Source organism: Deinococcus taeanensis (assembly GCF_020229735.1).
GTDB lineage: Bacteria > Deinococcota > Deinococci > Deinococcales > Deinococcaceae > Deinococcus > Deinococcus taeanensis.
Genome location: NZ_CP083455.1, coordinates 2,692,680 through 2,716,379, shown reverse-complemented (window position 1 = coordinate 2,716,379; position 23,700 = coordinate 2,692,680). Strand labels below are relative to the sequence as shown.

Annotated in this window: 24 protein-coding genes; 7 read left to right on the top strand and 17 right to left on the bottom strand. The window is 67.0% G+C overall.

Going from position 1 to position 23,700, the window contains the following annotated elements:
- Positions 1–165 precede the first annotated feature (165 nt).
- From LAJ19_RS13080 to LAJ19_RS13070, 3 genes are read right to left on the bottom strand one after another with little or no spacing between them, the layout of a single operon-like run.
- A complete protein-coding gene (locus tag LAJ19_RS13080; protein WP_225476187.1) occupies positions 166–852 on the bottom strand; it encodes a tRNA (adenine(22)-N(1))-methyltransferase in 687 nt (228 codons plus the stop codon).
- A complete protein-coding gene (locus LAJ19_RS13075) occupies positions 839–1,387 on the bottom strand; it encodes a YqhA family protein (RefSeq protein ID WP_225476186.1) in 549 nt (182 codons plus the stop codon). The genes LAJ19_RS13080 and LAJ19_RS13075 overlap by 14 nt, the downstream gene beginning before the upstream one ends.
- Positions 1,388–1,416: 29 nt before the next feature.
- Positions 1,417–1,971: an MOSC domain-containing protein gene (locus tag LAJ19_RS13070; protein ID WP_225476185.1), complete on the bottom strand. Its 555-nt coding sequence runs from the start codon at positions 1,969–1,971 to the stop codon at positions 1,417–1,419.
- A gap of 173 nt (positions 1,972–2,144) precedes the next feature.
- On the opposite strand from LAJ19_RS13070, the gene tyrS reads away from it, so the two are divergent.
- Positions 2,145–3,380, top strand: coding sequence for a tyrosine--tRNA ligase (gene tyrS, locus LAJ19_RS13065; RefSeq protein WP_225476184.1), 1,236 nt, complete (start codon positions 2,145–2,147; stop codon positions 3,378–3,380).
- Between the two features lie 315 nt (positions 3,381–3,695).
- On the opposite strand, the gene pyk is transcribed toward tyrS, so the two are convergent.
- The 5 genes from pyk to LAJ19_RS13040 form a co-directional block, all read right to left on the bottom strand.
- Positions 3,696–5,138: a pyruvate kinase gene (pyk, locus tag LAJ19_RS13060; protein ID WP_225476183.1), complete on the bottom strand. Its 1,443-nt coding sequence runs from the start codon at positions 5,136–5,138 to the stop codon at positions 3,696–3,698.
- 68 nt (positions 5,139–5,206) lie between these two features.
- Complete coding sequence (eno, locus tag LAJ19_RS13055) at positions 5,207–6,475, bottom strand: phosphopyruvate hydratase (RefSeq protein WP_225476182.1); 1,269 nt, start codon at positions 6,473–6,475, stop codon at positions 5,207–5,209.
- 142 nt (positions 6,476–6,617) lie between these two features.
- Positions 6,618–7,700: a DNA polymerase III subunit beta gene (dnaN, locus tag LAJ19_RS13050; protein ID WP_225476181.1), complete on the bottom strand. Its 1,083-nt coding sequence runs from the start codon at positions 7,698–7,700 to the stop codon at positions 6,618–6,620.
- 365 nt (positions 7,701–8,065) lie between these two features.
- Positions 8,066–9,442 (bottom strand): chromosomal replication initiator protein DnaA, encoded by a 1,377-nt coding sequence (gene dnaA / locus LAJ19_RS13045; protein ID WP_225523271.1) that lies wholly within the window; start codon positions 9,440–9,442, stop codon positions 8,066–8,068.
- A 94-nt stretch (positions 9,443–9,536) separates the two neighbouring features.
- The gene (locus tag LAJ19_RS13040; RefSeq protein ID WP_225476180.1) at positions 9,537–10,508 is read right to left on the bottom strand and encodes an NAD-dependent epimerase/dehydratase family protein; all 972 of its coding nucleotides are present in this window, start codon (positions 10,506–10,508) and stop codon (positions 9,537–9,539) included.
- Positions 10,509–10,608: 100 nt separating this feature from the next.
- On the opposite strand from LAJ19_RS13040, the gene LAJ19_RS13035 reads away from it, so the two are divergent.
- Entirely contained in the window at positions 10,609–10,896 is a 288-nt protein-coding gene (locus tag LAJ19_RS13035) for a hypothetical protein (protein WP_225476179.1), read from the top strand.
- Here the strand turns inward: LAJ19_RS13035 and dprA are convergent, their stop codons facing one another.
- From dprA to fumC, 5 genes are all read right to left on the bottom strand, one after another.
- A complete protein-coding gene (gene dprA, locus LAJ19_RS13030) occupies positions 10,897–11,994 on the bottom strand; it encodes a DNA-processing protein DprA (RefSeq protein ID WP_225476178.1) in 1,098 nt (365 codons plus the stop codon). It lies immediately after the preceding gene.
- A gap of 77 nt (positions 11,995–12,071) precedes the next feature.
- Entirely contained in the window at positions 12,072–13,463 is a 1,392-nt protein-coding gene (locus LAJ19_RS13025) for a sensor histidine kinase (protein ID WP_225476177.1), read from the bottom strand.
- A gap of 2 nt (positions 13,464–13,465) precedes the next feature.
- The gene (locus LAJ19_RS13020) at positions 13,466–14,125 is read right to left on the bottom strand and encodes a response regulator transcription factor (RefSeq protein ID WP_225476176.1); all 660 of its coding nucleotides are present in this window, start codon (positions 14,123–14,125) and stop codon (positions 13,466–13,468) included.
- 221 nt (positions 14,126–14,346) lie between these two features.
- Complete coding sequence (locus LAJ19_RS13015) at positions 14,347–14,757, bottom strand: hypothetical protein (protein WP_225476175.1); 411 nt, start codon at positions 14,755–14,757, stop codon at positions 14,347–14,349.
- 315 nt (positions 14,758–15,072) lie between these two features.
- A complete protein-coding gene (gene fumC / locus LAJ19_RS13010) occupies positions 15,073–16,467 on the bottom strand; it encodes a class II fumarate hydratase (RefSeq protein ID WP_225476174.1) in 1,395 nt (464 codons plus the stop codon).
- 178 nt (positions 16,468–16,645) lie between these two features.
- On the opposite strand from fumC, the gene LAJ19_RS13005 reads away from it, so the two are divergent.
- From LAJ19_RS13005 to LAJ19_RS12985, 5 genes are all read left to right on the top strand, one after another.
- Positions 16,646–17,440 (top strand): thymidylate synthase, encoded by a 795-nt coding sequence (locus LAJ19_RS13005; protein WP_225476173.1) that lies wholly within the window; start codon positions 16,646–16,648, stop codon positions 17,438–17,440.
- Complete coding sequence (locus LAJ19_RS13000) at positions 17,437–17,871, top strand: deaminase (RefSeq protein ID WP_225476172.1); 435 nt, start codon at positions 17,437–17,439, stop codon at positions 17,869–17,871. Before LAJ19_RS13005 ends, LAJ19_RS13000 begins: the two co-directional genes overlap by 4 nt.
- Positions 17,855–18,364 carry a dihydrofolate reductase gene (locus LAJ19_RS12995; RefSeq protein ID WP_225476171.1) on the top strand — a complete coding sequence of 170 codons (510 nt, stop codon included), beginning with the start codon at positions 17,855–17,857 and terminating at the stop codon, positions 18,362–18,364. Before LAJ19_RS13000 ends, LAJ19_RS12995 begins: the two co-directional genes overlap by 17 nt.
- Positions 18,365–18,422: 58 nt before the next feature.
- Positions 18,423–19,424 carry a YpdA family putative bacillithiol disulfide reductase gene (locus LAJ19_RS12990; protein ID WP_225476170.1) on the top strand — a complete coding sequence of 334 codons (1,002 nt, stop codon included), beginning with the start codon at positions 18,423–18,425 and terminating at the stop codon, positions 19,422–19,424.
- Between the two features lie 67 nt (positions 19,425–19,491).
- A complete protein-coding gene (locus tag LAJ19_RS12985; protein WP_225476169.1) occupies positions 19,492–20,901 on the top strand; it encodes a VanW family protein in 1,410 nt (469 codons plus the stop codon).
- 24 nt (positions 20,902–20,925) lie between these two features.
- Here the strand turns inward: LAJ19_RS12985 and parB are convergent, their stop codons facing one another.
- From parB to LAJ19_RS12965, 4 genes are read right to left on the bottom strand one after another with little or no spacing between them, the layout of a single operon-like run.
- Entirely contained in the window at positions 20,926–21,771 is an 846-nt protein-coding gene (parB, locus tag LAJ19_RS12980; RefSeq protein ID WP_225476168.1) for a ParB/RepB/Spo0J family partition protein ParB, read from the bottom strand.
- The gene (locus LAJ19_RS12975; protein WP_255639851.1) at positions 21,755–22,537 is read right to left on the bottom strand and encodes a ParA family protein; all 783 of its coding nucleotides are present in this window, start codon (positions 22,535–22,537) and stop codon (positions 21,755–21,757) included. Before LAJ19_RS12975 ends, parB begins: the two co-directional genes overlap by 17 nt.
- Before the next feature lie 4 nt (positions 22,538–22,541).
- A complete protein-coding gene (gene rsmG, locus LAJ19_RS12970) occupies positions 22,542–23,276 on the bottom strand; it encodes a 16S rRNA (guanine(527)-N(7))-methyltransferase RsmG (protein ID WP_225476166.1) in 735 nt (244 codons plus the stop codon).
- Positions 23,273–23,593 carry a hypothetical protein gene (locus LAJ19_RS12965; RefSeq protein WP_225476165.1) on the bottom strand — a complete coding sequence of 107 codons (321 nt, stop codon included), beginning with the start codon at positions 23,591–23,593 and terminating at the stop codon, positions 23,273–23,275. Before LAJ19_RS12965 ends, rsmG begins: the two co-directional genes overlap by 4 nt.
- Positions 23,594–23,700 lie beyond the last annotated feature (107 nt).

Below are 23,700 nucleotides of genomic sequence, written 5' to 3'. Positions count from 1 at the left end.
CCACCCGCTCCGGCCTCTTCGGCATTGGGTGCCCGGAGAAGACGCCCTCGCGCGACGCTCATCGCCGTTGGGCGGGGAAGGCAGCGCAGGTGTCCGGCATGGACCGCCATCACAGGTGCCGACCCGTGCGCCCGCCCGCGCCGGTAAGCCCCCTGCCCCCCCGCCTCACCGGGGAAGCGAGTCAACCCTCCTGAGCCACTCCGCAGCGGTCTGAGCCACCTGAAAGTCTCGCAGAGCGGTCCGCCCGGGCCGGGCCAGCGGCGCCAGCCGCGCCAGGTCCGCCTGCACCTGCGCCCGGATCAGCGTCTCGCCCCGGCGCAGCAGCAGCGGACCGTACCGGAGTGCGGCGCCCACAGGCACTTCTGAATAGGCGGGGTCCGGGCCGGCCCGCCGCTCCAGCCGCACCACCGGGTACCGCCAGAACCCCTGGGCCAGCACCTCAGCCACCACGTGAAACCCGTGTTCCCACGCCCAGCGGCGCAGCGGTTCCGGGTTATCGTTCGGCTGCAGCACCAGCGCGGGCGGCACGCGCCCGGGTTCACGTGTCAGGATGCCCAGCATCGTCAGGGCGCCCATTCCAGTGATGCTGGCACTCTCCACCTCACCCGCGGCCAGAGGGGCGAGGCCATTGCCGGCGCGGACCTCCAGCTGCCTATCCAGACCGGCAAGGGTGACGTTCTGCTGCGCGTGCGCGAGCGGTCCCGGGTTCAGTTCCACGATCACACCGCGCCGCACACGACCCTCACGCAGCAGTTGGATCGGCAGGTGCGCGTGATCGCTGCCGATATCCGCGTGGGTGTCCGCCTGCACGAGTTTCAGGACCGCCTGCAGCCGGTCGTCAAGGCTGGGCATGATCCTCCAGCCACTGCCTGCCGCCCTGACGGGACAGCATGACCGAACAGACGCACACAGCCAGCATGACGGCAGCGCTGGCTGCGCCGTCCGCCAGGTTGCCACTGCCGCCCTCGCATTTCAGCGCCTCACTGAAGAACTTCACGGACAACGCTACGATCACAATCTCGAACAGTTTCTGCTTCAGGCCATCGGAGGATTTCAGGTGCAGCCAGGCAGGCACGTTGTGCATGCGCCCCACACAAAGCGCCGGCAGCCCGAACGGAATCATTAGCAGGGCCAGGCCGACCCGCAGCACTTCGGCCTGTTCCGCAGCGGCGATGCTCAGAGTTTTGGGGGTGTGCGCCTCGTCCAGCGACCCCAATGCCGCGCGGAACGCGACGTCCGCCTGTGCGGTCGCGGTAGTGAACAGCGTCAGACTGAACGGGAATGACCTCAGGACGCCCGGGTCCACGATCAGCCGCCTGAAGCCAGACGTGCCCGACAGGGGGCGGCGGCGCGCGGCGCTCAGAACGCGAACGGGAGCTCTGACCATACCGGGCCCAGCATAGCGGCGCCCAGGCGTCACGGCAGCGGCCGCACCTCATCCCCCTCGCGGATCACGCCGCCCCTCACCACGCGCGCCGTGAGGCCACCGTGACCCCGCACGGCGTTGTACCCTCCTTCGCCCAGCGTTTCCTCCATGCGGGAGCACGGATGGCACTCCCCGGTGCCCTCGAGGATCACCTCACCAATCTGGAAGCGCCGGTCTTTCAGCGCTAGCAGCGGAAGGCCGCGCACGGCAATGTTGCGCCGCAGGTCCCCGGCATGCACCTCGCGTCCCATGAGGGCGGCGATCACGGGCAGGTGCTCCGCTTGAATCAACGTGACCTGCCGCCGACCCGGTCCGCCGGGCACGGCCGGCGCGGTGACGCGCGTGATGGTCTCACCCGCCGCGCCGGTCAGGGCGGTCAGCCGCGGCGGGGCCAGTTTGCCGTGATCTCCGATCAGCCCGACCAGCGGGTGCGCTTCCACGCAGGCCACGCGCTGCACCGGTGCGCGGCGTGCCGGGCGCAGGCCAAGCCACGCCACCTGCCCGGCGTGGGGAAAGGCGGACCGCAGATCCTCAATCGTCTTCACGGCCGCATGCTAGCGGGGGCCGCCCCCTGCTATGCTGAACCCATGAGGCGCCTGACCCGACGTGCGTATTCACCCCGCCGCTAGGTGGGAGGGGCAGTGACAGCCTGAAATCAACCCCCGGCGCGGCGAACTTGCAGCACAGCAAGTCCGCCGCGCCGCTGTCTGGAGTGCCTATGAGTGACATTCAACGCAACCGTCCCGTCGATGACCAGCTGCAGATTCTCAAGCGTGGCGTCGTGGATCTCGTCAGTGAGGAGGATCTGCGCCGCAAGCTGGAGAAGGGCGCGCCGCTGCGCGTGAAACTTGGTGCCGACCCCACCCGCCCGGACCTGCACCTGGGCCACGCGGTGATTCTGCGCAAGATGCGGCAGTTTCAGGACCTGGGCCACCGGGTCATCATGCTGATTGGGGATTTCACCGCGATGATCGGCGATCCGAGCGGCAAGAGCAAAACCCGGCCGCCCCTCACCCTGGAACAGACGCGCGACAACGCCCGAAGCTACCTGGAGCAGTGCCGCCTGATCCTGCGTGACGAACCCGAGGTACTGGAAATCCGCTTCAATGGGGAGTGGCTCGAACCCATGGGCTACGCCGACGTGATCCGCCTGGCCAGCCGTTACACGGTGGCGCGCATCATGGAACGCGACGATTTCCGCAAGCGCTTTGAGGGGGGCGTGCCCATCGCGGTGCATGAGCTGCTGTACCCGCTCACCCAGGGGTACGACTCTGTGGCCCTGGAAGCGGATGTGGAACTGGGGGGGACCGATCAGCTGTTCAATAACCTCGTGGGGCGTGCCCTTCAGCGCGACTACGGGCAGGAATCGCAGGTTGTCATCACGCTGCCGCTGTTGGTGGGTCTGGACGGCACGGAGAAAATGTCCAAGAGCCTGGACAACTACATCGGTCTGACGGACGAACCGCACGTGATGTTTGCCCGGCTGATGAAGGTCCCCGACTCCCTCCTGGACAACTACTTCACGCTGCTGACCGACCTGCCGCGTGAGCGCATTGAGGCGCTGCTGGCCGGTCACCCGGTGGCGGCGCACCGGGAACTGGCGCGCGAGGTGGTGGCGTGGCTGCACCCGGGAGCGGACCTGGACGCTGCCGAGGACCGCTTCCGCAGTGTGGCCAGGGGCGGCATTCCTGAGAACCTGCCGGTGGTGACCGTTCCGGCCGCCGAACTGGGGGAAGGCGGGCGGGTAAGTATGGCAAAGCTTGTGGTGCTGGCTGGTCTGGAACCCAGCAACGGCGCGGCGCGCAAACTCATACAGAACCGTGGTCTGAAACTGGCCGGGGAGACCTTCACAGACCCGCAGGGGACGCTGATGCGAGAGCAGCTCTCGGCAGAGGGCGGCGCGGTCATCCAGAAGGGCAAGGATAAGTTCGCGCGGCTGGTGCTGGGGTCTTAGGCCAGCCGTCCCCTTCATGGGGCCTTCACGTGGCGCCGGTGAAGCCGCAGGTAAGCGGCGGCTGAACGAGGCCTGGGGCAAAAGTTATGCACAGGACGCTGTGGACAACCTCGGCAGCCTGTGGACAAGCGCCAGGCGCATAAAAATCCTTCCACAGCATCAGGACTTATCCACAGGGACAGTGTGGAAAAACATCGTCCCTGTGGATAAAAATCTGACCCTCCCATGAAGGTTGGCTGGCAGAAGGTCAGCCCCTGATTACCCTCAGACGGAAAAGGCCGGGAACATACGCCCCGGCCTCCCGTCTATGCGGCTTCAGGGATGGAACTGATCGTCACGCAGGCGTTCCACACGCAACATGTTCGTCGTGCCGCGCACCCCGAAAGGCACGCCCGCCGTGATCACGTACCGGTCGCCGACATCCGCCAGGCCGCTGCGGCGTAGCTCGTCGTTCGCGATGCGGACCATGTCGTCCGTGTTGCGGGGGTCCTCACTCAGCACCGGCACCACGCCCCAGCTGAGGGCCAGCTGGTTGCGGGTCTGCTCGTTCGGCGTGAGGGCCAGAATGGCCAGCGGCGGGCGGTTCTTGGCGATACGCGAAGCGGCACCACCGGTGCTCGTGAACGTCACGATGGCCGGAGAATCGAGCTTCTCGCCGATGTTGCACGCCGCGTAGGCAATGGCGTCCTGCGCCAGCTCCGTATCGATGACCAGCTGACGCTGCAGCATCTTGTAGTGCTCGCTGCCTTCCGCTTCACGGGCAATGCGGTCCATCATGGCCACCGACTCGACCGGGTACAGACCCGCGGCGGATTCTGCGGAGAGCATCACGGCGTCCGTGCCGTCGTAGATGGCGTTGGCCACGTCGGACGCCTCGGCGCGGGTCGGGCGGGGCAGGCCGATCATGCTCTCGAGCATCTGCGTGGCCGTGATCACGGGTTTACCCGCCTCGCGGCACATACGGATGATGCGTTTCTGGATGGTGGGCACCTGCTCAGGCCGCATCTCCACCCCCAGGTCGCCGCGGGCGACCATGATGCCGTCCACTTCCTTGAGGATGTCCTCGAACCGGTCCACAGCCTGCGGCTTCTCGATTTTTGCCATGAGCTTGGCACGGCTGCCGAAGCGAGACATGTAATGCCGCGCCAGCAGCAGGTCATCCCGGGAGCGCACGAAACTCAGCGCCACCCAGTCCACGCCCAGTTCCGCGCCGAACTCCATGTCCTGCACGTCCTTCTCCGACAGAGCCGGGACGCTCAGGTCCGCTTCGGGGACATTGATGCCCTTGTTGTTCTTCAACACCCCGCCAATCAGGACGGTGGTCTGCACGTCGTTGCCCCGGACACCCTCGACGCGCAGCGCCAGGTTGCCGTCGTCGAGCAGCAGGGTCATGCCCGGGTGCACGTCCCGCACGAGGTCCTTGTAGGTGGTCCCCACGCGCGCCTCGTCCCCCTCGACGTCGTCCATGGTGATGGTGAACTTGTTGCCGGGCATGAGGGTCACGCTGCCGTCCTTGAAGCGCGCCACGCGGATCTTCGGGCCCTGCAGGTCCTGCAGGATGCCGATGGTGACGCCCTTCTTGGCGGCCAGCTCGCGCACCATCTGCACGGTCTGGCGGTGGTCTTCCGGGTCGCCGTGGCTGAAGTTCATGCGCACGACGTTCAGCCCGGCGTCGATCATGCGGGCCAGCACCTCCGGGGTACGGCTGGCCGGTCCGACAGTGGCGACAATCTTGGTGGCGCGGTCAATCTGTTTCATCTGGAATCCTTTCCACAGCCCTGACGGGCGCGGGCGGCGGGGTCTCCCCCACCGCCCGCCAGAGGGGCTTAGCGCAGCGCCGTGCGGCCCGGGTACACCGCGCGGTCACCGAGGCTGTCCTCGATGCGCAGCAGCTGGTTGTACTTCGCAATGCGGTCGGAGCGGCTGGCAGAACCGGTCTTGATCTGCCCAGCGTTCGTGGCCACGGCGAGGTCGGCAATAAACGCGTCTTCGGACTCGCCGCTGCGGTGACTGATGACCGTGCCGTAGTGATGACGCTTGGCCAGTTCGATGGCGTCCATGCTCTCCGTCAGCGACCCGATCTGGTTGACCTTCACCAGGATGGCGTTGCCGACCTTGCTGTCAATGCCGCGCTGCAGACGCTCGGGGTTGGTCACGAACAGGTCATCGCCAACCAGCTGCACGCGGTCACCGATCTTCGCGGTGAGCTGTGCCCAGCCGTCCCAGTCGTCCTCGGCGAGGCCGTCCTCAATGCTGACGATCGGATAGCGGCTGGCCCAGTCGGCCCAGAAGTCCACCATCTCGGCCGTGGACAGCACGCGCCCCTCGCTTTCCAGGTGGTACTGTCCGTCTTTGTACAGTTCGGTGACGGCGGGGTCCAGCGCGATGCAGATGTCCTTGCCGGGCTCATAGCCGGCCTTTTCAATCGCCTCGAGCAGCACTGCCAGCGCTTCCTCGTTGCTTTTCAGGTCCGGCGCGAAGCCGCCCTCGTCACCCACGTTTGTGTTGTACCCGCGCCCGGACAGGACCTTTTTGAGGCTGTGGAACGTCTCAGCGCCGTAACGCAGCGCCTCGCGGAAAGTGGGGGCGCCCACGGGCATCACCATGAACTCCTGGAAGTCCACGCTGTTGTCGGCATGCGCGCCGCCGTTGATGACATTCATCATGGGAACGGGCAGGGTCTTGGCGTTGCTGCCGCCCAGGTAGCGGTACAGGGGCACGTTCAGTTCGGCGGCCGCGGCGCGCGCGGTGGCGAGACTCACGGCCAGGATGGCGTTGCCGCCCAGCTGGCCCTTGTTGGGCGTTCCGTCCAGACCGATCAGGGCGGCATCAATCGCGGCCTGCTCGCTGGCATCCAGGCCCACCACGGCCGGGCCCAGGGCCTCGTTGACGTTCCTGACGGCCTGCTGCACGCCTTTGCCCAGGTAGCGGCTGCCGCCGTCGCGCAGTTCGAGCGCCTCATGGGTGCCGGTACTGGCGCCTGAGGGCACGATGGCGCGGCCGGACAGACCACTGTCGAGATGCACTTCAGCTTCCACGGTCGGGTTCCCGCGAGAATCCAGCACTTCACGGGCAACTACTTTCTGAATCTTCATCCCTGTTTCCTCCCCGATCTCGACCTTCCCGCCAGGTGGCCAGAAGGTGTACTTCAGACACTATAAGCGGCGCCACGGCCGAAACGATACACCCGGTCTAAACGCTCCCCCCGGGAGGGCCGTGCAGCGCCCCACTGCCCCTTCAGACGCGCAGCGTGACCATCACAGCCATGTACCCGCCCCCTCCGGCCGCGCGGAAGATGGCCGGGGTGGTGGAGCCCGAGAACAGCAGTTCCGCGTCGCCCTCGATGGGACCCAGGGCGTCGAGCACATGCCGGGCATTGAAGGCCAGACTCATGGCGGGCTCACTGCCACCCTGCACCACATCCAGCGTGTCCTGCGCGCGCCCATAGTCGCCTTCGGCGGCCAGACGCAACTTGCCCTCGGACACCAGGAATTCCACCCGGTTGTTCGCATTCTTGTCTGCCAGGACGGCCACGCGGTTCACGGCCTCCTTCAGTGCCGTGGCGGGCAAAGTGACCTGCAGTTTGATTTCCTTGGGAATTACGCGTTCGTAATCCGGGAAGTCCCCATCCAGGAGTTTCAGGTTCATGTGCACGCGGTCGGTGGTGACGCTCAGCATGCCGTCCCCGTACGTAAAGCGCGCCTCGCCGTCTTTGAGCACCCGGATCAGTTCATCCACGCTGCGTGCCGGAATGATCAGATTCCGGCCATCCCCACTGGCGGGAAAGTCCCGGATGGCCACGCGGTACCCGTCCGACGCCACCACTCGTGCGCCTTCGGGCCGGTGCTCGAGCTTGATGCCGCGGAAGACGGCCTGGAACGCCTCGTTGCTGGCGGCGTAGCGGACGCTGGAGAACGCCCGGGCCAGTTCTGTCGCGTCCAGGCTCACATCCGCCTGGGCAGGGAAACTCAGGGGGGGGTAAGCGTCAATGTCCCCCGTCTGAAGTTTGAAGTCTGACCCTCCGGCGCGCACAGACAGTTCCTGCCCGCTGAGTTCAAGCTCCACCAGCTCCCCACCCAGGTTCCGCACGATCTGGGCAAACAGGTGGGCCGGAACAACGAAGTTCTGAGGCGTCCGGACTTCGGCAGGAACGAAGCAGGACAGGTCGATCTCGAGGTTGGTTCCTGAGAGCGTCAGGCCGGTCTCGCTCGCCTCGACTTTCAGCGCCGTGAGCAGAGGGTTGCTGCTCCGACTTGGGATGACGCGTTCCAGAAGGCCCAGGCCCTCGCTGAGAATTTTTTTGGTGACGTGTACGTTCATGACTTGCCCCTCTGTCTGGTCTCTATCTGTTAACTGTCTTTATTCTTAAAAAAGATAGTAGTAGTAGTAATAGGCCCTGTGGAAACTGTGGAAAATTGGCCTACGCCCGCGCCCAGCGCGCAAATGTCCTGTGGACAAAATTGTGGATAACCTGGGTTTTCCTGTGGATAACCTGTGGATAAAGTGGTGGGTTATCCACAGGGTTGAATTTGCGCAGGTTATCCACAGAGTTATCCACAGAATTTCCGGACTTATCCACAGGTTATCCACAGAGTTATCCACAGCTTGTGAAAGCTTGCACAGGTATATGGAACGCAGAATGGAAAAGATTCTGCAATGAACCAAACTTTTCGATCCCGTTATGCTTAGCTGTCATCATCCTCCACCCCCTGCATCCGGCGGCGTAGCGCCTCCACGGACGCCGTCAGCTCAGTATCACGGCCGAGCTGCTCAGTGACCTTACTGATCGCATGCATGACGGTCGAATGATCCCGGCCGAAAAACTGTCCAATCTCCGGCAGTGAATGGTCCGTCAGTTCACGGATCAGGTACTGCGCCACCTGCCGGGCCTGGACCACATCCCGCACGCGACCGCTCCCCCGGATCACCTCAGGCGGCATATTGAAATGCACGGCAACCTGCCGCAGCACATCCATCATCTCCACCTTCACTTCCTGCGGCGCAAATACGTTACTCAGCGCCTTGGCCGCCACCGCCCGCGAGAAGGGCACGTTATTCAGACTGGAAAACGCCACCACCCGCATCAGCGCTCCCTCCAGCTCACGGATGTTGCTTGTCACCTGGCGCGCAATCAGTTCCAGAACCTCCTGCGGAATATCAATACGGTTATGCTCCGCATTCATCTTCAGAATGGCCACGCGCGTCTCGTATTCCGGTGACTGGATGTCTGTGATCAGCCCCCACTCGAAACGGCTGCGCAGCCGCCCTTCGAGCGTCTGAATATCCTTCGGCGGCCGGTCGGAACTCAGGATGATCTGCTTGTGGTTCTCATACAGCGCGTTAAAGGTATGGAAGAACTCCTCCTGCGTGCGCTCCTTGCCGGCCAGAAACTGAATATCGTCCACCAGCAGCAGATCCACCGAACGGTAGCGGTTGCGGAACTGGGTCATCCGGTCGTCACGGATGGCGTTGATCAGGTCGTTCGTAAACGACTCGGTGGAGACATACTCGATGCGCTTTCCGGGAAAGCGCTCCATCATGTAATGCCCCACCGCGTGCATCAGGTGCGTTTTTCCCAGCCCGACGTCCCCGTAGATGAACAGCGGGTTGTACGCCTTGCCCGGTGACTCTGCCACCGCCAGGGCTGCGGCGTGCGCCAGGTTGTTGTTGGGGCCGACCACAAAGTTCTCAAAGGTGTACTTCGGGTTCAGGACCTTGCGGTTCTCCACAGCCGTCACCGCGCTGCTTGGAGCCGACCGGCCCACCGGAGCCGGGGGGGGCGGGGGCGGATCGTTTGGCAGCAGCAGCGCGTCCTGCGCCGCTGGAAGAACCTGGAAACTCACCTGCGGATTCTGCGCCCCCAGGGAACGCAGCGCGTCTTCCAGCAGCTCCAGGTAATGTTTGCGGAACCACTCCTGCGCGAAGGAATTGCGCACACCCAGAACGAGCGAGCCGTCCTGAACGCCGAGATTCTTCACCGGCGCAAACCAGGTGTGGTATTCGACCTCTGAAATATTCTTGCGGACGTACCCCAGCACGTCCGCCCAGATTTCCTGCGAGATAAGGCGCACCTCCCTTAAGGCACTCTTGATGCGCCCGCCAGCATACCACCAGCCCTGCGCTTCTCTCCCTGCCTCTGAGAGAGGCCCCCTTCTCTCACCGCTCCTTCTCTCTCCAGGCGGCGATCACCTCGGCCTCCCGCTGCGGTGTCAGCGCGTACGCCGGATTCACCTGAGCACTCCACGCCCGGGTGTCCCTCGCCGTCACGTCAGGAGGCGTCAGGGTCAGGCCCGCCTGCACCGCCCGCTCCACACGGATGTCCATCAGGCCCGCCTGCGCTCCGGTGTCGGGCATGAACAGCGGCAGCGCCCGGAAATCCACACCCTGCTGCTCCAGCGTGGCTGCGTCCACCCACACCGGGTGCTGAATGCCCAGCACGCCCGCGAACGCCGCCCAGGACAGGCGGGGCCCCGCTACGTTGAACACCCCGCCCGTGCCGTCCTCCACCACCCGCAGGGTGAAGCGGGCCAGGTCCCGCGCATCAATCACCTGCACGTGATCCTCGCCGTTGCCGGGCAGCAGGGTCTCCCCTCCCCGGCTCGCCCGGTCCGGCCAGTAGGAGTAGCGGCCCGTGTGGTCATGAGGGCCGGCCACGATCTGCGGCCGCAGCAGCGTGGCCCGGTCACCGTACGCGGCCTGCACCACCTGCTCACACGTGACCTTGAGCGGACCGTACAGTTCCCCGGTCACGGCGGCCGTGTCCTCCGGAGCCGGGGGGAGCAGCGGATCACTTTCGAGGACAGGATGCCGGCCCTGCTCGGCGTACACGCTGACCGTACTGATCAGCACATACCGCCCCACACGCTTTCGCAGCGCCTCGGCACTCACCCGCACGGCGGACGGCAGGTAGCCGCTCACGTCCACGCACGCGTCCCAGTGGCGCCCGGCCAGGGCGTCCAGACCGGCCTGGCCCTGCGACCGGTCGCCCCGCAGACGCTCAACGGTGTCCGGCAGATCGTCGCGTGTCTGCCCGCGGGTGAGGATACTCACGTGGTGGTCCCCAGCAAGAAACGCTTCCACGATGTGCCGCCCCACAAACTGCGTGCCGCCCAGAATCAGGATGTTCACCCGCTCACGGTAACTGCCGCCGCCAAGGTCAGGCCAGATGGAGGCCCCGAGGCGCCGCTGTAGGCAGCAGGAGGTCCGCTGGACCCTTATGCTGGGCCCCATGAAGGTCAGGTTCACAGCGGGACGGGTGCGGGTCCGCATTGACGATCTGGAACTCAGCGCCCTGCGCCGCGGGGAGATCCTGGACGTTCAGGTGACCTGGCCGGGCGGCGGCTGGAGTCTGCGCCTGGACCCGCGAGCAACGGACCTGACTGGGACGGGCGGTCGGCTGACTGTGGGGCTGAGTGCTCACCTGGACGCCCTGCTTGACCCGGCCGAGGAGGGCATTACGCTTCCCGGTCTGCCGCGGGTCACGGTCGAGAAGGACTTCGGGCCGCAGCACGCCTGATCAGCGCCGCACCCAACGGCCCCCAACCTCCTCCGCCAGGCCCAGCAGCTGCAGCATCACCAGCGCCGTCTGTACCTCTGCGAGCGGCAGGGCGGCCTGTACCTGCAGGTCATCCAGGGTCATTGGCCCGGCCAGGGCGGACAGCACCCGCGCCTGCTCGAGCTGCAGCTCTGGCACAGGTGCCGCCGGTCCCGCAGTCCACCCGAGTTCCTGCAGGATGTCCGCGGCACCCTCGGTCAGCACCGCGCCCTCGCGCAGCAGCTGGTGAGGGCCCGCGGCCCGCGGGTCCCCGGCACGCCCCGGCACGGCAAACACGGTGCGTCCGCATTCCAGGGCGTGCGTGGCCGTGATCAGCGACCCTGATTTACGTTCCCCTTCCACCACGACCGTACCGGCGCTCAGCGCGGCAATCAGCCGGTTCCGGGTTGGAAAGTGATGCTGGGCGGGTCCGGTGCCCAGCGGGTATTCGCTCAGCAGGGTCAGCCGGCCGGCCAGACGGGCGTTCTCGCGCGGATAGATGATATTCACGGCGCTGCCCAGCACCGCCACGCTGAGGCCACCGGCGTCCACCGCGGCGCCGTGGGCGGCCGTGTCCACGCCGCGGGCCAGCCCGCTGATCACCGTCACCTCAGCGCGGGCCAGGTCTGCAGCCAGCATCCGTGTGAACGCCTGCGCGCCCGGACTGGCCGCCCGCGTGCCGACGATGCCCACCGCGCGGGGCACCGCAGGCAGCTCCGGCAGAGGGCCCCGCACCCACAGGACAGGTGGCGGATCGCTCAGGGCGTCCAGCGCCGCCGGGTAGCCGGACAGGCCCCGGAACAGCAGCGTCACCTGCTGTTCCGCCGCCCTGCGCCATTCCTCGTTCGCCCGCTTCAGCGCCTCGGGGTCGCCCAGGGCGTCCGCGGCACGGCGGTCCAGCCCCGGCACAGCCTGCATGGCACGGTGCGAGGCGGCGAGGGCGGCAGCGGCGCTGCCGAAATGCGCGCGCAGCGCTTCAATACGCCGCGGCCCCAGGTGTGGAGTGAAGCGCAGCGTCAGCAGCGCCAGCCGTTCGTCGGTGGGGGCGGCCTCTGGCGGGCTGAAGAGGGAGCTGGTCACTTCGTCAGGATAGGGACCCGCTGCGGCGCATGCGCCTGCATCTGCCTCAGGCCGCCGGAAGCCTGAGCCGGCAGAGTTCAGAGGTCGTGCAGATCGTCGTCCTCGTCTCCCAGCGCCGCGCCGGGCACCGTCAGGGTGAACAGCGCGCCGCCCTGTGGGTGCGTCGTGCCGGTCAGGTCACCGCCGTGCATCCGCGCAATCTGCCGCGCCACACTGAGGCCCAGGCCGCTGCTGCCTGAACCGCTCACGAACGGCTCAAAAATCTGCCCGCCCAGCTCGGACGGCAGGCCCGGCCCGGAATCATGCACCGTGAACGTCAGCTGCTCGGCCGTTTCATGAAGGTTCAGCGTCACCGTACCGTCCGGACCGGCGGCGCGCCGCGCGTTGGCCAGCAGGTTCCGGACGGCCTGCGTGAGGCGGTCCGGGTCGCACAGAATGCCGGTGTTCCACTCACCGGTAAAGGTGGTGCCCGGCACCAGGCGGTCCAGGCGGCCGCGCAGGGTGCCTGCGGGAATGTAGTGCCACGCGAGTTTCAGCTCGAGCTGCCCGCGCGCCAGCTGCATCAGGTCCTGCGTGGTGAACGTCAGTTCATCCGCGACGAGGGCGGCGCGGGCCACCTCCGGGTCCCCGGTACGGGCCTCGGCGCTTTGCAGGGTGGCTTTCAGCACGGTCAGGGGCGCGCCCAGCTCGTGCACGATCTGGCCCAGCAGCTGCTTTTCACGCGCCTGCTGACTTTCGATGCGGACCAGCAGGCGGTTCAGGGCGGCCAGCAGGCGGTGCACCTCATCTTCCTGCGGGGGCAGGGGCAGCGCGGCGAGGCTGCGCGTGGGATCCAGGTGATCGGCGAGGTTCGCCGCGTGCTCCAGGCCCGCCAGGGCGCGCCGGCCCACCCACCACCCGGTCAGCAGCAGCGCCAGGGGAGCCACCACGAGCCCGAGGAGCAGCGCTGCCAGGGCACTCTGGCGCGCGGCGATCAGGTCATCTTCCGGCAGGCCCACCCACAGCGTCCCGAAATTCCCCACGTCACGGGTGGCCGTGCGCACCGACGTGTCCTGGATCGGCACGCGCCGAAGCTTGCCGAACGGATACGGGGTGTCCACGTAATCGCGCAGGGCCGGGCTGGCAATCGTGACCTGCCCCTGCGGGTCGATCAGCATGGTGTAGGTGCCGGTGCCGCTCGCGGTGCGGCCCAGTCCACCTCCGGTGTTCGAGAACGCCTCGGCCAGAGTTGCGGCGCGGTCGTTCAGGCGCGCTTCGAACTGCTGCTCCATGCGGGACAGCAGCAGCGTCACCATGCCCAGCGTGATCAAGGCCAGCAGCGCCAGCGACAGCGCGCTGTACGTCAGGGCCAGACGGAAGCGCAGCGAATGACGCCACGCCACCCGCGCGGAGTACAGACCCGCGCCGGGCGTCAGGAGCGCCGCGCGCCGGGGCCCCGCGGAAACAGCGGGCGGCGCCTGACCCGGCATGCTCAGGCCTGCAGCACGTACCCGACGTTCCGGATCGTGCGGATGCGCAGGTCACTGCCGGCCTGCTCAAGTTTCTTGCGCAGCTGCGAGATCCGCACCTCCACCGAGTTGCTGTTCGGGGTTTCCCAGCCGTACAGGTGTGACTCGATGTCAGCGCGGGAGAACACCCGCTCGGGCGTGCGCATCATGAGTTCCAGAATGCGGGCCTCGTGTTCCGTGAGGTTCACGTGCTTGTCATTCACGGTCAGCAGCAGGCTGGACGTGCTGAGGCTGGTGTTGCCCAGGTTCACGCCTGTACCGGCCGCCGTGCGCCGCAGCAGCGCCGAGATGCGGGCGTCAAGTTCAGGCATGGCGAACGGCTTGGTGAGGTAATCGTCCGCTCCGGCATTCAGGCCCTGCACGCGATCCTGCACGCCACTGCGCGCCGAGAGCACCAGCACCGGCGTGCTGGAGTACTGCCGCAGCGCCTGCACGAGGTCCAGGCCGTCCCCGTCCGGCAGGTTGAGGTCCAGCAGGATCAGCTGCGCGGTGTGGGTGCCCAGCCACGCCTGCGCGTCTTTCAGGGTGGCCGCGTGCTGAACCAGGTAATCGCCGCTGAGGTACTCCTTGAGCAGCGGGCCGAGGTGCGGGTCGTCTTCAACAACAAGAATCTGGGCCAGCATGTCTCTCCTTGATGACGCTTCCGTCTGGGACGCGTCTGGTCTGCCCCGCATCGTACCGCGCGTTTCTGACGCGTTCCTTGAGGAAGCCTGCGGGCTTCCCGGGGCGCAGGGGCCAGAATCCGGTGTGGAGAGGCTCCGACAGGAACGGACGCTTCGCGGTGAGCGGAGCGTCCGTTCCTGTCCGGCCGGCTGTCGGGGCTGCAGGCGAGGTGATCCCGGTCCTACTTGTTCTGGCCTGGAGCGCCAGTCTTGCGCAGACCCGGCAGACTGAGCGCCTGCCCACTGACCTGCACGTTCGTGGTCAGCCGGAAGCCTGTGAGGAACTTCGTGATGCTCTGAGGCGCGGCGCGTTCCTCTCCCAGCAGCGACAACTGCCCGTTCACCAGGGTGCCCGCGTACCGGGATTTCAGTCCCGGGAAGGCATTCCGGGCGCGCTCCTCATCGCTGGGGGCGAACAGCACCACCACCGGTCCCTCATAGGCCCCCGCGAGCCGCACCGTGACGCGCCCGCCTGCACTCTCCCCGTCGCCCAGTTTGGTGGACAGGTCGCGGTCCCACACGATCAGCTGAAGGGCGCCCGCGGACGCGGACAGCGTGAGGGTGGCGATCAGGGCGGTCAGGAAGCGGGTCATGGCAGGCAGTCAGGTCTCCGGGGCAGCGGGTTCAGGGGCAGGCTTCAGGTCGGTGGACCTGTGATTGCCCAGCGTACCAAGCTCACCTGACGCCCGGCTGAAAGGCAGAACACGTTAGGTCGCCGTCCTGGCGTCCAGTGTGCAGCCCCCGCGCTTGCAAAATCCTGACGCGCCCAGCCGGCCCGGATCAACCGAGGCGCCGCTTCCTGCGCGGTGATATTCAGCCTGCAGGGTCACCGGGGCCAGGCTGGTCCCTGGAAGGCACAGCTGAAACGGCCGGGAACCACAACGGGTCCCGGCCGGCACGTTCCTGGCTCAGCTGTGCGTCATGTCGAGGGGCACGACCCACTGCGCGAACTGCTCCTCGGTGACATACCCGAGTGCCAGCGCCGCCTCTTTCAGGCTGCTGCCCTCCTTGTGCGCTTTCTTGGCAATGGCGGCCGCCTTGTCGTACCCGATGTGCTTGTTCAGCGCGGTGACCTGCATCAGGTTGATGCTGAGGTTGTGCTCAATCCTCTCCACGTTCGGTTCAATGCCCACCGCGCAGTTGTCATTGAAGGCCACGCAGGCGTCCGCGATGAGGCGGATACTTTCAAGGACGGCGTGCACCATCACGGGTTTGAACACGTTCAGCTGGAAGTTGCCCTGTGAGCCCGCGAAGGCCACGGTGGCGTCGTTCCCGAACACGCGCGTGGCCACCATGGTCATGGCTTCGCTCTGCGTGGGGTTCACCTTACCGGGCATGATGGAACTGCCGGGCTCGTTCTCGGGGATGGTGATCTCCCCGATGCCGTTGCGGGGCCCCGACGCCAGCCAGCGCACGTCGTTCGCCATTTTCATCAGGGCGCCCGCCAGGGTCCGCAGCGCCGCGCTGGTCTGCACCAGGGCGTCGTGCGCGCTGAGGGCCGCGAACTTGTTCTCGGCGCTGCGGAACGCGAACCCCGTCTCCTCGCTGTACTTCTGGGCGGCAAGATCACCGAACTGCGGGTGGGCGTTCAGGCCGGTGCCCACAGCCGTGCCGCCGATGGCGAGGTCCAGCAGGCCCTCCCCGGCGTGGCGCACCTCTGCAAGCGCGTAGTCCAGCTGCGCCACCCACCCGCCGATCTCCTGACCCAGTGTGATGGGTGTGGCGTCCTGCAGGTGCGTGCGCCCCACCTTCACCAGTCCGGCGTGCTGCTCGGCCTTCGCGGCCAGCGTCTCGCGCAGTTGACCCACGCTGCCGTACAGGCGTTCGTTCAGTTCCAGCACCACCGCGATGTGCATGGCGGTCGGGAAGGTGTCGTTGCTGCTCTGACCGCGGTTCACGTGATCGTTCGGGTGAACGGGCGCCTTGCTGCCCATCTCGCCGCCCGCAATTTCAATGGCGCGGTTGCTGATCACCTCGTTGGCGTTCATGTTGCTCTGCGTGCCGCTGCCCGTCTGGAACACCACCAGCGGAAAGTGATCGTCGAGCTGCCCGGCAATGACCTCGTCCGCGGCCTGCACGATCAGGTCAGCCACGTCGCGGGGCAACTCGCCCAGGTCGGCGTTCGCCTGCGCCGCACCCTTTTTCAGGATGCCCAGCGCCCGGATGACCGGGCGGCCCCACACGAACGTGTCCCGGCCGATCGGGAAGTTGTGGATGCTGCGCTCGGTCTGCGCGCCCCAGTAACGGCTGGCGTCCACATCCAGCGTGCCCATCGTGTCCGACTCTTTGCGGTAGGTGGTCATACAGCCGAAAGTCTAAACTTCGCCGGGTGTCACAGTCCCGGGAACGCCGCCTGCGCCACGGGCCAACGCGCAGGGCCGCGTGCAGGGCGGCGCGCAGACCTGAGGCACGCTGCCTGAGCGTCCCCTCTACTGCCCAGGCTGCCGGCAGCGCCGGCCTGGGTTCTCTAGACTGTGCGGGATGCAGCAGTACCTTGACCTGATGCGGCACGTGCTGGAGCACGGCACTGAGAAAACCGACCGGACCGGCACCGGCACCCGGAGCGTGTTCGGCGCGCAGCTGCGCTTCGACCTGGCCGCGGGGTTCCCGCTGGTCACCACGAAACGGGTACACCTGAAAAGCGTGATCTACGAGCTGCTGTGGTTCCTGCGGGGCGACAGCAACGTGAAATGGCTGCAGGACCACGGCGTGAGCATCTGGGACGAGTGGGCCCGCGAGACTGGGGAACTCGGCCCGGTGTACGGCGTGCAGTGGCGCTCCTGGCCCACCCCGGACGGCGGGCACATCGACCAGATCCGGCAGGTGGTCGAGCAGATCCGCCGCACCCCGGACTCCCGCCGCCTGATCGTGTCCGCATGGAACGTCGCGCAGATTGAGGAGATGGCGCTGCCTCCCTGTCACGCCTTGTTTCAGTTCTACGTCGCGGACGGCCGCCTGTCGTGTCAGCTGTACCAGCGCAGCGCGGACCTGTTCCTGGGGGTGCCGTTCAACATTGCTAGCTACGCCCTGCTGACCCTGATGGTCGCGCAGGTCACAGGGCTGCAGCCCGGGGAGTTCATCTGGACGGGCGGGGACGTGCACCTGTACACCAATCATCTGGAGCAGGCGCGCACGCAGCTGGCGCGCGACCCCCGGCCCCTGCCGACCATGTACCTGAACCCGGCCGTAACGGACCTGCTGGCGTTCACCTTCGAGGACTTCCGTCTGGACGGGTACGCGCCGCACCCGGCCATCCGGGCGCCGGTGGCGGTGTGAGCCGCCCCAGTTTCGACCAGCTGGGACTCGCCACGGCGCGCCTGTGGGCGACGCGCAGCGCGGACAGCAAGGTGCAGGTGGGCGCGTGCATCCTGGACCGGCACCACCGGGTGGTGGGCGTGGGGTACAACGGGCGCGCGGCGGGCGAACCGAACGAACGCGAAAGCCTCACGCAGGGGCACAGCGGCTTCATTCACGCGGAGGTGAACGCCCTGCTGGCCGCCAACTGGAACGGGGAGGGACACACGCTGTACGTGACCCATGAACCCTGCGCCGCGTGCGCCCGCTTGATCGTGAACTCGCGGCGGGTGGGCCGCGTGATCTACGAGGCGGCGTACCGCGAGACGCTGCGCGTGGAGGCCGGGCTGCCGAGCGGCGAGGCGATCCTGCGGGACGCGGGGATTGAGGTGGCGCATGTCCCGGCGTCCTGAAGGCCCGGAGCTGTTCGCGGTGGTGGCCGTGACTGAAAACCACGTGATCGGCCGGGCGGGGGGGATGCCGTGGCACCTGCCGGCTGATCTCGCACACTTTCGCCGGCACAGCCGGGGACGGCCAAACATCATGGGGCGCAAGGTGTGGGATTCGCTGTGTGGCCGGGCCCTCCCGGACCGCACGAACATCGTCCTGACGCGCAACAGAGGCCTGGTGGCGCCCGGCGCGACCGTGGTGCACACCCCACAGGAGGCGCTCGACGCGGCCGGGGGCGCGCCCCAGGTGGCTATTATTGGCGGCGCCGAGGTGTACGCCCTGTTCCTGCCGCAACTCTCGCGGGTGGAACTGACCCTGATTCATGCCCGGCTGGAGGGCGACACGTTCTTCCCGGCCCTTGGGGACGGCTGGACGGTCACGGCGGAAACGGCCCGGCCCGCCGACGACCGGAACGCCTTTGACCTGACGTTCCGGACCCTGGTGCGCCGCACGTAACCCACCCACCGTGCCCGGCCCGCAGTCCTGGGCAGGCGGGACTGGCAGAATGCCGGGCATGAGTCTTGTGGACACAGCCATTATCGGCGCGGGCCCCGTGGGTCTGGCCGCCGCGATCGCCTGCAAACGCGCCGGCCTGAGTTACGTGGTGCTGGAAAAAGGCTGCGTGGTGAACGCCATCTTCGAGTACCCGACGTACATGACGTTCTTCACGACGGCCCCGGAACTGGAGATCGGGAATCACCCCATGGTGACCGGGCACGACAAACCCGACCGGCGCGACGCCCTGATGTACTACCGGCTGGTTACGCAGCGTGAGGCCCTGAACGTGGAGCAGTACACCGAGGTGACACGGGTGCACGCCGCCCCGGCCGGCTTCACGCTGGAAGTGGAGAAACGCGACGGGCAGATGGGCACGGTCGAGGCGCGGCGCGTGGTGGTCGCCACCGGGTACTACGACAATCCGCTCGGCCTGGGCATTCCGGGGGAAGACAGCGAGAACGTCAGCCACTACTACACCGAGGCGCACCCGTTCATGGGCCTGAATGTCACCGTGATCGGCGCAGGAAACAGCGCTGCGGACGCCGCGCTCGACCTGTGGCGCGGCGGCGCGAACGTCACCATGGTGGTCCGCGCGCCGGAACTGAAGAGCACCATCAAGTACTGGGTGCGTCCCGACCTGGAAAACCGCATCAAGGAAGGCAGTATCGCCGCGCACTTCACCTCACGCGTGGTTGAGATCCACCCGGAGCACGTGACCGTGCAGCGTGAGGACGGCACCACCTGGCCCCTGCCGACGCACTTCACGTTCGCCCTGACCGGGTACCGCCCGGACCTGTCGTTCCTGACCGGCCTGGACCTCGCCACGCAGCCGGACGAGTGCCTGGTGCTGGACGAGCATTACCAGAGCAGCGTGCCGGGCCTGTTCGTGGCTGGCAGCGCCGGTTTCGCAGGCAAGACCAACCAGGTGTTCATCGAGAACGGCCGGCATCACGCTGTGGCGGCCGTGGCGGAGATCGAGCGGCAACTGGCGCGCGCCGCAGCGCTGCAACCCTCCTGACACGCTGCCGGCCACTCCGTTCAGACTTTTCATGGCGGCCGGCGCAGCGCATGAAATACTGCCCGGCATGACTCCTGTCTTCCGGCGGGCCGTGACACTCGGCGCCCTGTTGCTGAGCGGCACGCTGACCCCGGGCATTCTGGCGCAGTCCAGTGCCGACCCCACCTCTCCCCCACCCGCGCAGACCGTGCCGGCCATTCCGGCCGTGCCTCCCGCGGTTCCGGCGCCCACGCCGACCGACCCCGCCCCAGTGCCTACGCCCGCGCCGGAACCGGTGCCTGCCCCGACACCCGAACCGGCGCCGGTCACGCCCGCGCCCGTGACACCACAACCGGTCGTGCCGGCCCCCGTGACGCCCCCCCCAGCGGCGCCCACGCCGTCCCCCGCGCGGATCACGGCCCCGCTGCTGATCAACGTGGAAGCGCAGTGGCCCGCGCTTGTCAACGGCAGGAAAACCACCGTGCCGTTCACCCGGACGCTCACGATCCCCGGTCAGCGGGTGGAGGTTATCCGGCAGCGCGGCGTGATCACGCAGAGCCTGGAGCAGGAACTCACGGCGTTCCTCAAGGGCCTGCCTGTCATGCCGCAGGACGCGCGCTTTGAGGAACTCTGGGACGGCTGGGCCGTCGTGCAGCGCAATGGGCTGCAGGTCGATGTGGACAAAACCCGCGCAAACCTGCTCGCCGCGATCAGGAACCCGAAGGGCGTGCAGGTGAGCGTGGCGCTGGGCGCACAGACCGCCCCGCAACGCACGCTGGACTTTTTCGCGGCGCGCGGCTTGACTGCCCATCTGGGGACCGGACAGACGAACTATTACGGCAGCAGCGAGGCCCGCGTCACGAACATCCACGTGGGTACCCGCCGCTTTCAGGACCGCCTGGTGGACGGCCGTACGGTGTCCTTCAATGAGCTCGTGGGGCCCATCAACCTGAAATCGGGTTTCGTCACGGGGCTCGTGATCGCCGGGGAGCGCACGGCGAGCGGAGTGGGCGGCGGGATCTGTCAGGTGAGCAGCACTGTGTTCCGCGCGCTGTACATGGCGGGCCTGCCGGTCGTGCAGCGGCAGAACCATTCGTATCAGGTGCATTACTACGACCCGCAGGGTCTGGACGCCACCATCTACCAGCCGAGCCTGGACCTGAAGTTCACGAATGACACCGGTGGCGCCCTGTGGTTCCAGAGTGACTGGGATGACGAGTCGGCCACGCTGAGCGTCAGCGTGTTCGGCAAGGCCCGGGATTTCACGGTGGAGGTCGGCGCACCCCGCACGCTGAGCACCACGCCCGCTCCGGCGGACCGGCTCATCCAGGACGCCAGCCTGCCGGCCGGGCAGCGCAGACAGGTGGACTGGGCTGCGCCGGGTGCCGTGATCGAGGTCACGCGCCGGTTCATTCGCGGCGGGAAGGTGTTCAGGCAGGACACCCTGAAGAGCACATACCGGCCCTGGCCGAACATCTACCTCGTCGGCCCACGCTAGGCCGGACCCTCCTGCACTGCTGCTCTACTCCTCGGCGGCGTAGCCGAGAAGCTCCAGGATGCGCTCAAGTTCCTCACGCGAAGCGTAGTTCAGTTCCACGCGCCCCTTGTCCTCTCCCGTGATGCGGACGCGGGTACCGGTGCGGCGGCTCAGGTCCAGTTCCAGCTGCCGGAACGCACGCGGCGGATTCACCTTGATGGGTGTGGGTTCACGTTTCTCGCGTTTCAGCGCCTCGGCCTCCCGCACGCTGAGGCTGCGGCTGGTAATCTGCTCCAGCGCCCAGGCACGGTCGCCATCGGGCTGGGACAGGATGGCGCGGGCATGACCGGCGCTGATCTGCCCGGCGTCCAGGGCACGCAGGGCGCCGTCCGGCAGGGTGAGCAGACGCAGGGCGTTGGACACGGCGCTGCGGCTCTTGCCGACCGCCTGTGCCACGCCCTCCTGGTTCAGGCCCTGCTCCAACAAGGCCTGGTAGGCGCGGGCTTCTTCCAGAGGCCCGAGATCCTCACGCTGGAGGTTCTCCACGATTGCGATCTCCAGCGCCTCGCGGTCCCCCAGATCCCGGATGATGACGGGCAGTTCCGTCAGGCCCGCGAGCTGACTGGCGCGCCAGCGGCGTTCCCCGGCAACGATCTCAAAATGATCGTCGCGGGGACGGACCAGCAGCGGCTGAAGAACTCCCTTGTCGCGGATGCTCTGGGCGAGTTCCGCCAGGGAATCGGGCGTGAACACCTGACGCGGCTGGTACGCGGCCTGCACGATCCGGTCGGTGCGCAGGGTCTGGACGGCGGTGCCTCCTTCGCGGGGCGCGTCGGCCGGTTTGCCGAGCAGGGCGTCGAGGCCGCGGCCCAGGCTAGATTTTTTCGACACGCTGCATCACCTCCTCACTCAGGCGTTTGTACGCAGCGGCGCCTGCCGAAAGCGGCGCGAAGGCATTGATGGGTTTGGCGAAGCTCGGGGCCTCAGAGAGCCGCACGTTACGCGGGACCACCGACCAGAACACCAGTTCCCCGAAATGCTGACGCACCATGCTTTCCACCTCCTGCGAGAGGTTGGTGCGCCCATCGAACATGGTCAGGACCACACCCAGAACCTTGAGGCGTGGGTTCAGGCCGCCCTGCACGCGCTCCACAGTTTCCATCAGGCCGGCAAGGCCCTCCAGGGCGTAATACTCGGCCTGCAGGGGAATCAGCAGCGCGTCCGCGGCCGCCAGGACGTTCACGGTCAGCGGTCCGAGGCTGGGCGGCGCGTCGATAAGGACCACGTCGTAGCCGCGGATGGAGGCCAGCAGGCGCGTCAGGGCGTCTGGGTCCTCCGCGAGTTCCACGCCGGCGCCCGCAAGGTCCGGGGTAGCCGGCAGCAGGAACAGGTTCGCCTGGGAGGTCGCGACGGTGTACTCCGTCGCGCGGGCCGGTTCGCCCAGGGCCTCGTACAGGCCCTGCTGAGCGCCCCGCTGGCCCAGCCCACTCGTGGCGTTCGCCTGGGGGTCCATGTCCAGCAGCAGCACGCGCTTGCCGCTGGCCGCAAGGTAGGCGCCGAGGTTCACGGCGGTGGTGGTCTTCCCGACCCCGCCTTTCTGATTGACGACGCCCAGGACCTTCACAGCGTCACCTGCATTTTGTTCTCGTGTGGCAATCCGTTCACCGTGCCGTCCAGAATAGCGGCTGCTGGTTGGGCACGCCCTCGCGCCGTGGGTATTTCCCAGGGGTGGCCCCCACCTTCTGCATCACGATCAGCGTGCGGGCGTCCCCCAGGACCGGCAGCGTAAAGGCGTCGACCTCGGTGACCCGGCCCCCGACCTCGCCCGCGGCGCGGCGGCCAGCGCGCAGTTCTTCCTCGCTGATGGGGCCTTTTTGCGCGACCACCAGACCTCCAGGCCTCAGGAGCGGCAGCGCCAGTTCGGCCAGGATGGGCAGGGCGGCCACCGCCCGGCACACGACCCGGTCGTAGCGTTCACGGTGCTCCGGGTCGCGGCCCAGCGTTTCGGCGCGGCCCACGAGCGGGGTGACGTTCGGGAGGTTCAGGGCGTCGGCGGCGCCCCGGACGAAGTCAATTTTCTTGCGGATGGAGTCCAGCGGCGTGAAGGTGGCGCCGGGCTGCATGATCGCCAGCGGCAGGGCTGGAAAGCCGGCGCCGGTCCCGAGGTCCAGCACCTGGCCCTCGCCGTTGAGATGGCCGCCCCGCAGGCAGGTCAGGGAGTCCACGAAGTGCTTCAGGATGATCTCCGCCTCGGTTTTCAGGGCGGTGAGATTCACGCGGCTGTTCGCCTCGACGAGCAGCTCTAGGAGGTGCGCGAACGCCGGCAGATGGTCTTCTACCGTGAGCCCCAGCTCTGCGGTTCCCTGAAGCAGCAGGGCCTCGCCCTCCGGAGTCACAGCCCGTACCGGACTTTCATTTCCTGGTACCTCTCGTATACGTGTTCATCAATTTCCTCCAGCGGCAGGGTCTCAAGCATGGGCAGCAGCGTGTTGCGCAGCGCGTCCCCGCGGGCCATCCACTGAAAATAGCGTCTGCCGCCGTGGTGGTAGGGCCCGTACAGTTTTGAACCTGGGCACAGACGCAGCAGCGTTTCAAAGAGCCGCTCGTGCCGGGTGTGCATCCGCAGCGTGATCTGGGGCTGTTTGCCGTCCCCCCCGAAGTGCCCTTCGCCAATCAGGATGCCCAGCAGCAGGCCCTGTTCAAACGTCCTCATCGTGCTCCTCCTCTTGTTTCACCGTCAAGTTTCCCGTGAAACGAAAGTGAGGTCAAACGGAGGAGCTTCCAGTCAAGAGGAAATTCAGAGTTGGTTTTGTTTCACCG

Excerpts from the sequence above, each read along its gene's own strand:
- LAJ19_RS13080 (WP_225476187.1), bottom strand. The coding sequence starts at position 852 with ATGCCCAGCCTTGACGACCGGCTGCAGGCGGTCCTGAAACTCGTGCAG.
- LAJ19_RS13075 (WP_225476186.1), bottom strand. The coding sequence starts at position 1,387 with ATGGTCAGAGCTCCCGTTCGCGTTCTGAGCGCCGCGCGCCGCCGCCCC.
- tyrS (WP_225476184.1), top strand. The coding sequence starts at position 2,145 with ATGAGTGACATTCAACGCAACCGTCCCGTCGATGACCAGCTGCAGATT.
- pyk (WP_225476183.1), bottom strand. The coding sequence starts at position 5,138 with ATGAAACAGATTGACCGCGCCACCAAGATTGTCGCCACTGTCGGACCG.
- eno (WP_225476182.1), bottom strand. The coding sequence starts at position 6,475 with ATGAAGATTCAGAAAGTAGTTGCCCGTGAAGTGCTGGATTCTCGCGGG.
- dnaN (WP_225476181.1), bottom strand. The coding sequence starts at position 7,700 with ATGAACGTACACGTCACCAAAAAAATTCTCAGCGAGGGCCTGGGCCTT.
- LAJ19_RS13035 (WP_225476179.1), top strand. The coding sequence starts at position 10,609 with ATGAAGGTCAGGTTCACAGCGGGACGGGTGCGGGTCCGCATTGACGAT.
- LAJ19_RS13025 (WP_225476177.1), bottom strand. The coding sequence starts at position 13,463 with ATGCCGGGTCAGGCGCCGCCCGCTGTTTCCGCGGGGCCCCGGCGCGCG.
- LAJ19_RS13020 (WP_225476176.1), bottom strand. The coding sequence starts at position 14,125 with ATGCTGGCCCAGATTCTTGTTGTTGAAGACGACCCGCACCTCGGCCCG.
- LAJ19_RS13015 (WP_225476175.1), bottom strand. The coding sequence starts at position 14,757 with ATGACCCGCTTCCTGACCGCCCTGATCGCCACCCTCACGCTGTCCGCG.
- fumC (WP_225476174.1), bottom strand. The coding sequence starts at position 16,467 with ATGACCACCTACCGCAAAGAGTCGGACACGATGGGCACGCTGGATGTG.
- LAJ19_RS13005 (WP_225476173.1), top strand. The coding sequence starts at position 16,646 with ATGCAGCAGTACCTTGACCTGATGCGGCACGTGCTGGAGCACGGCACT.
- LAJ19_RS12995 (WP_225476171.1), top strand. The coding sequence starts at position 17,855 with ATGTCCCGGCGTCCTGAAGGCCCGGAGCTGTTCGCGGTGGTGGCCGTG.
- LAJ19_RS12990 (WP_225476170.1), top strand. The coding sequence starts at position 18,423 with ATGAGTCTTGTGGACACAGCCATTATCGGCGCGGGCCCCGTGGGTCTG.
- LAJ19_RS12985 (WP_225476169.1), top strand. The coding sequence starts at position 19,492 with ATGACTCCTGTCTTCCGGCGGGCCGTGACACTCGGCGCCCTGTTGCTG.
- LAJ19_RS12965 (WP_225476165.1), bottom strand. The coding sequence starts at position 23,593 with ATGAGGACGTTTGAACAGGGCCTGCTGCTGGGCATCCTGATTGGCGAA.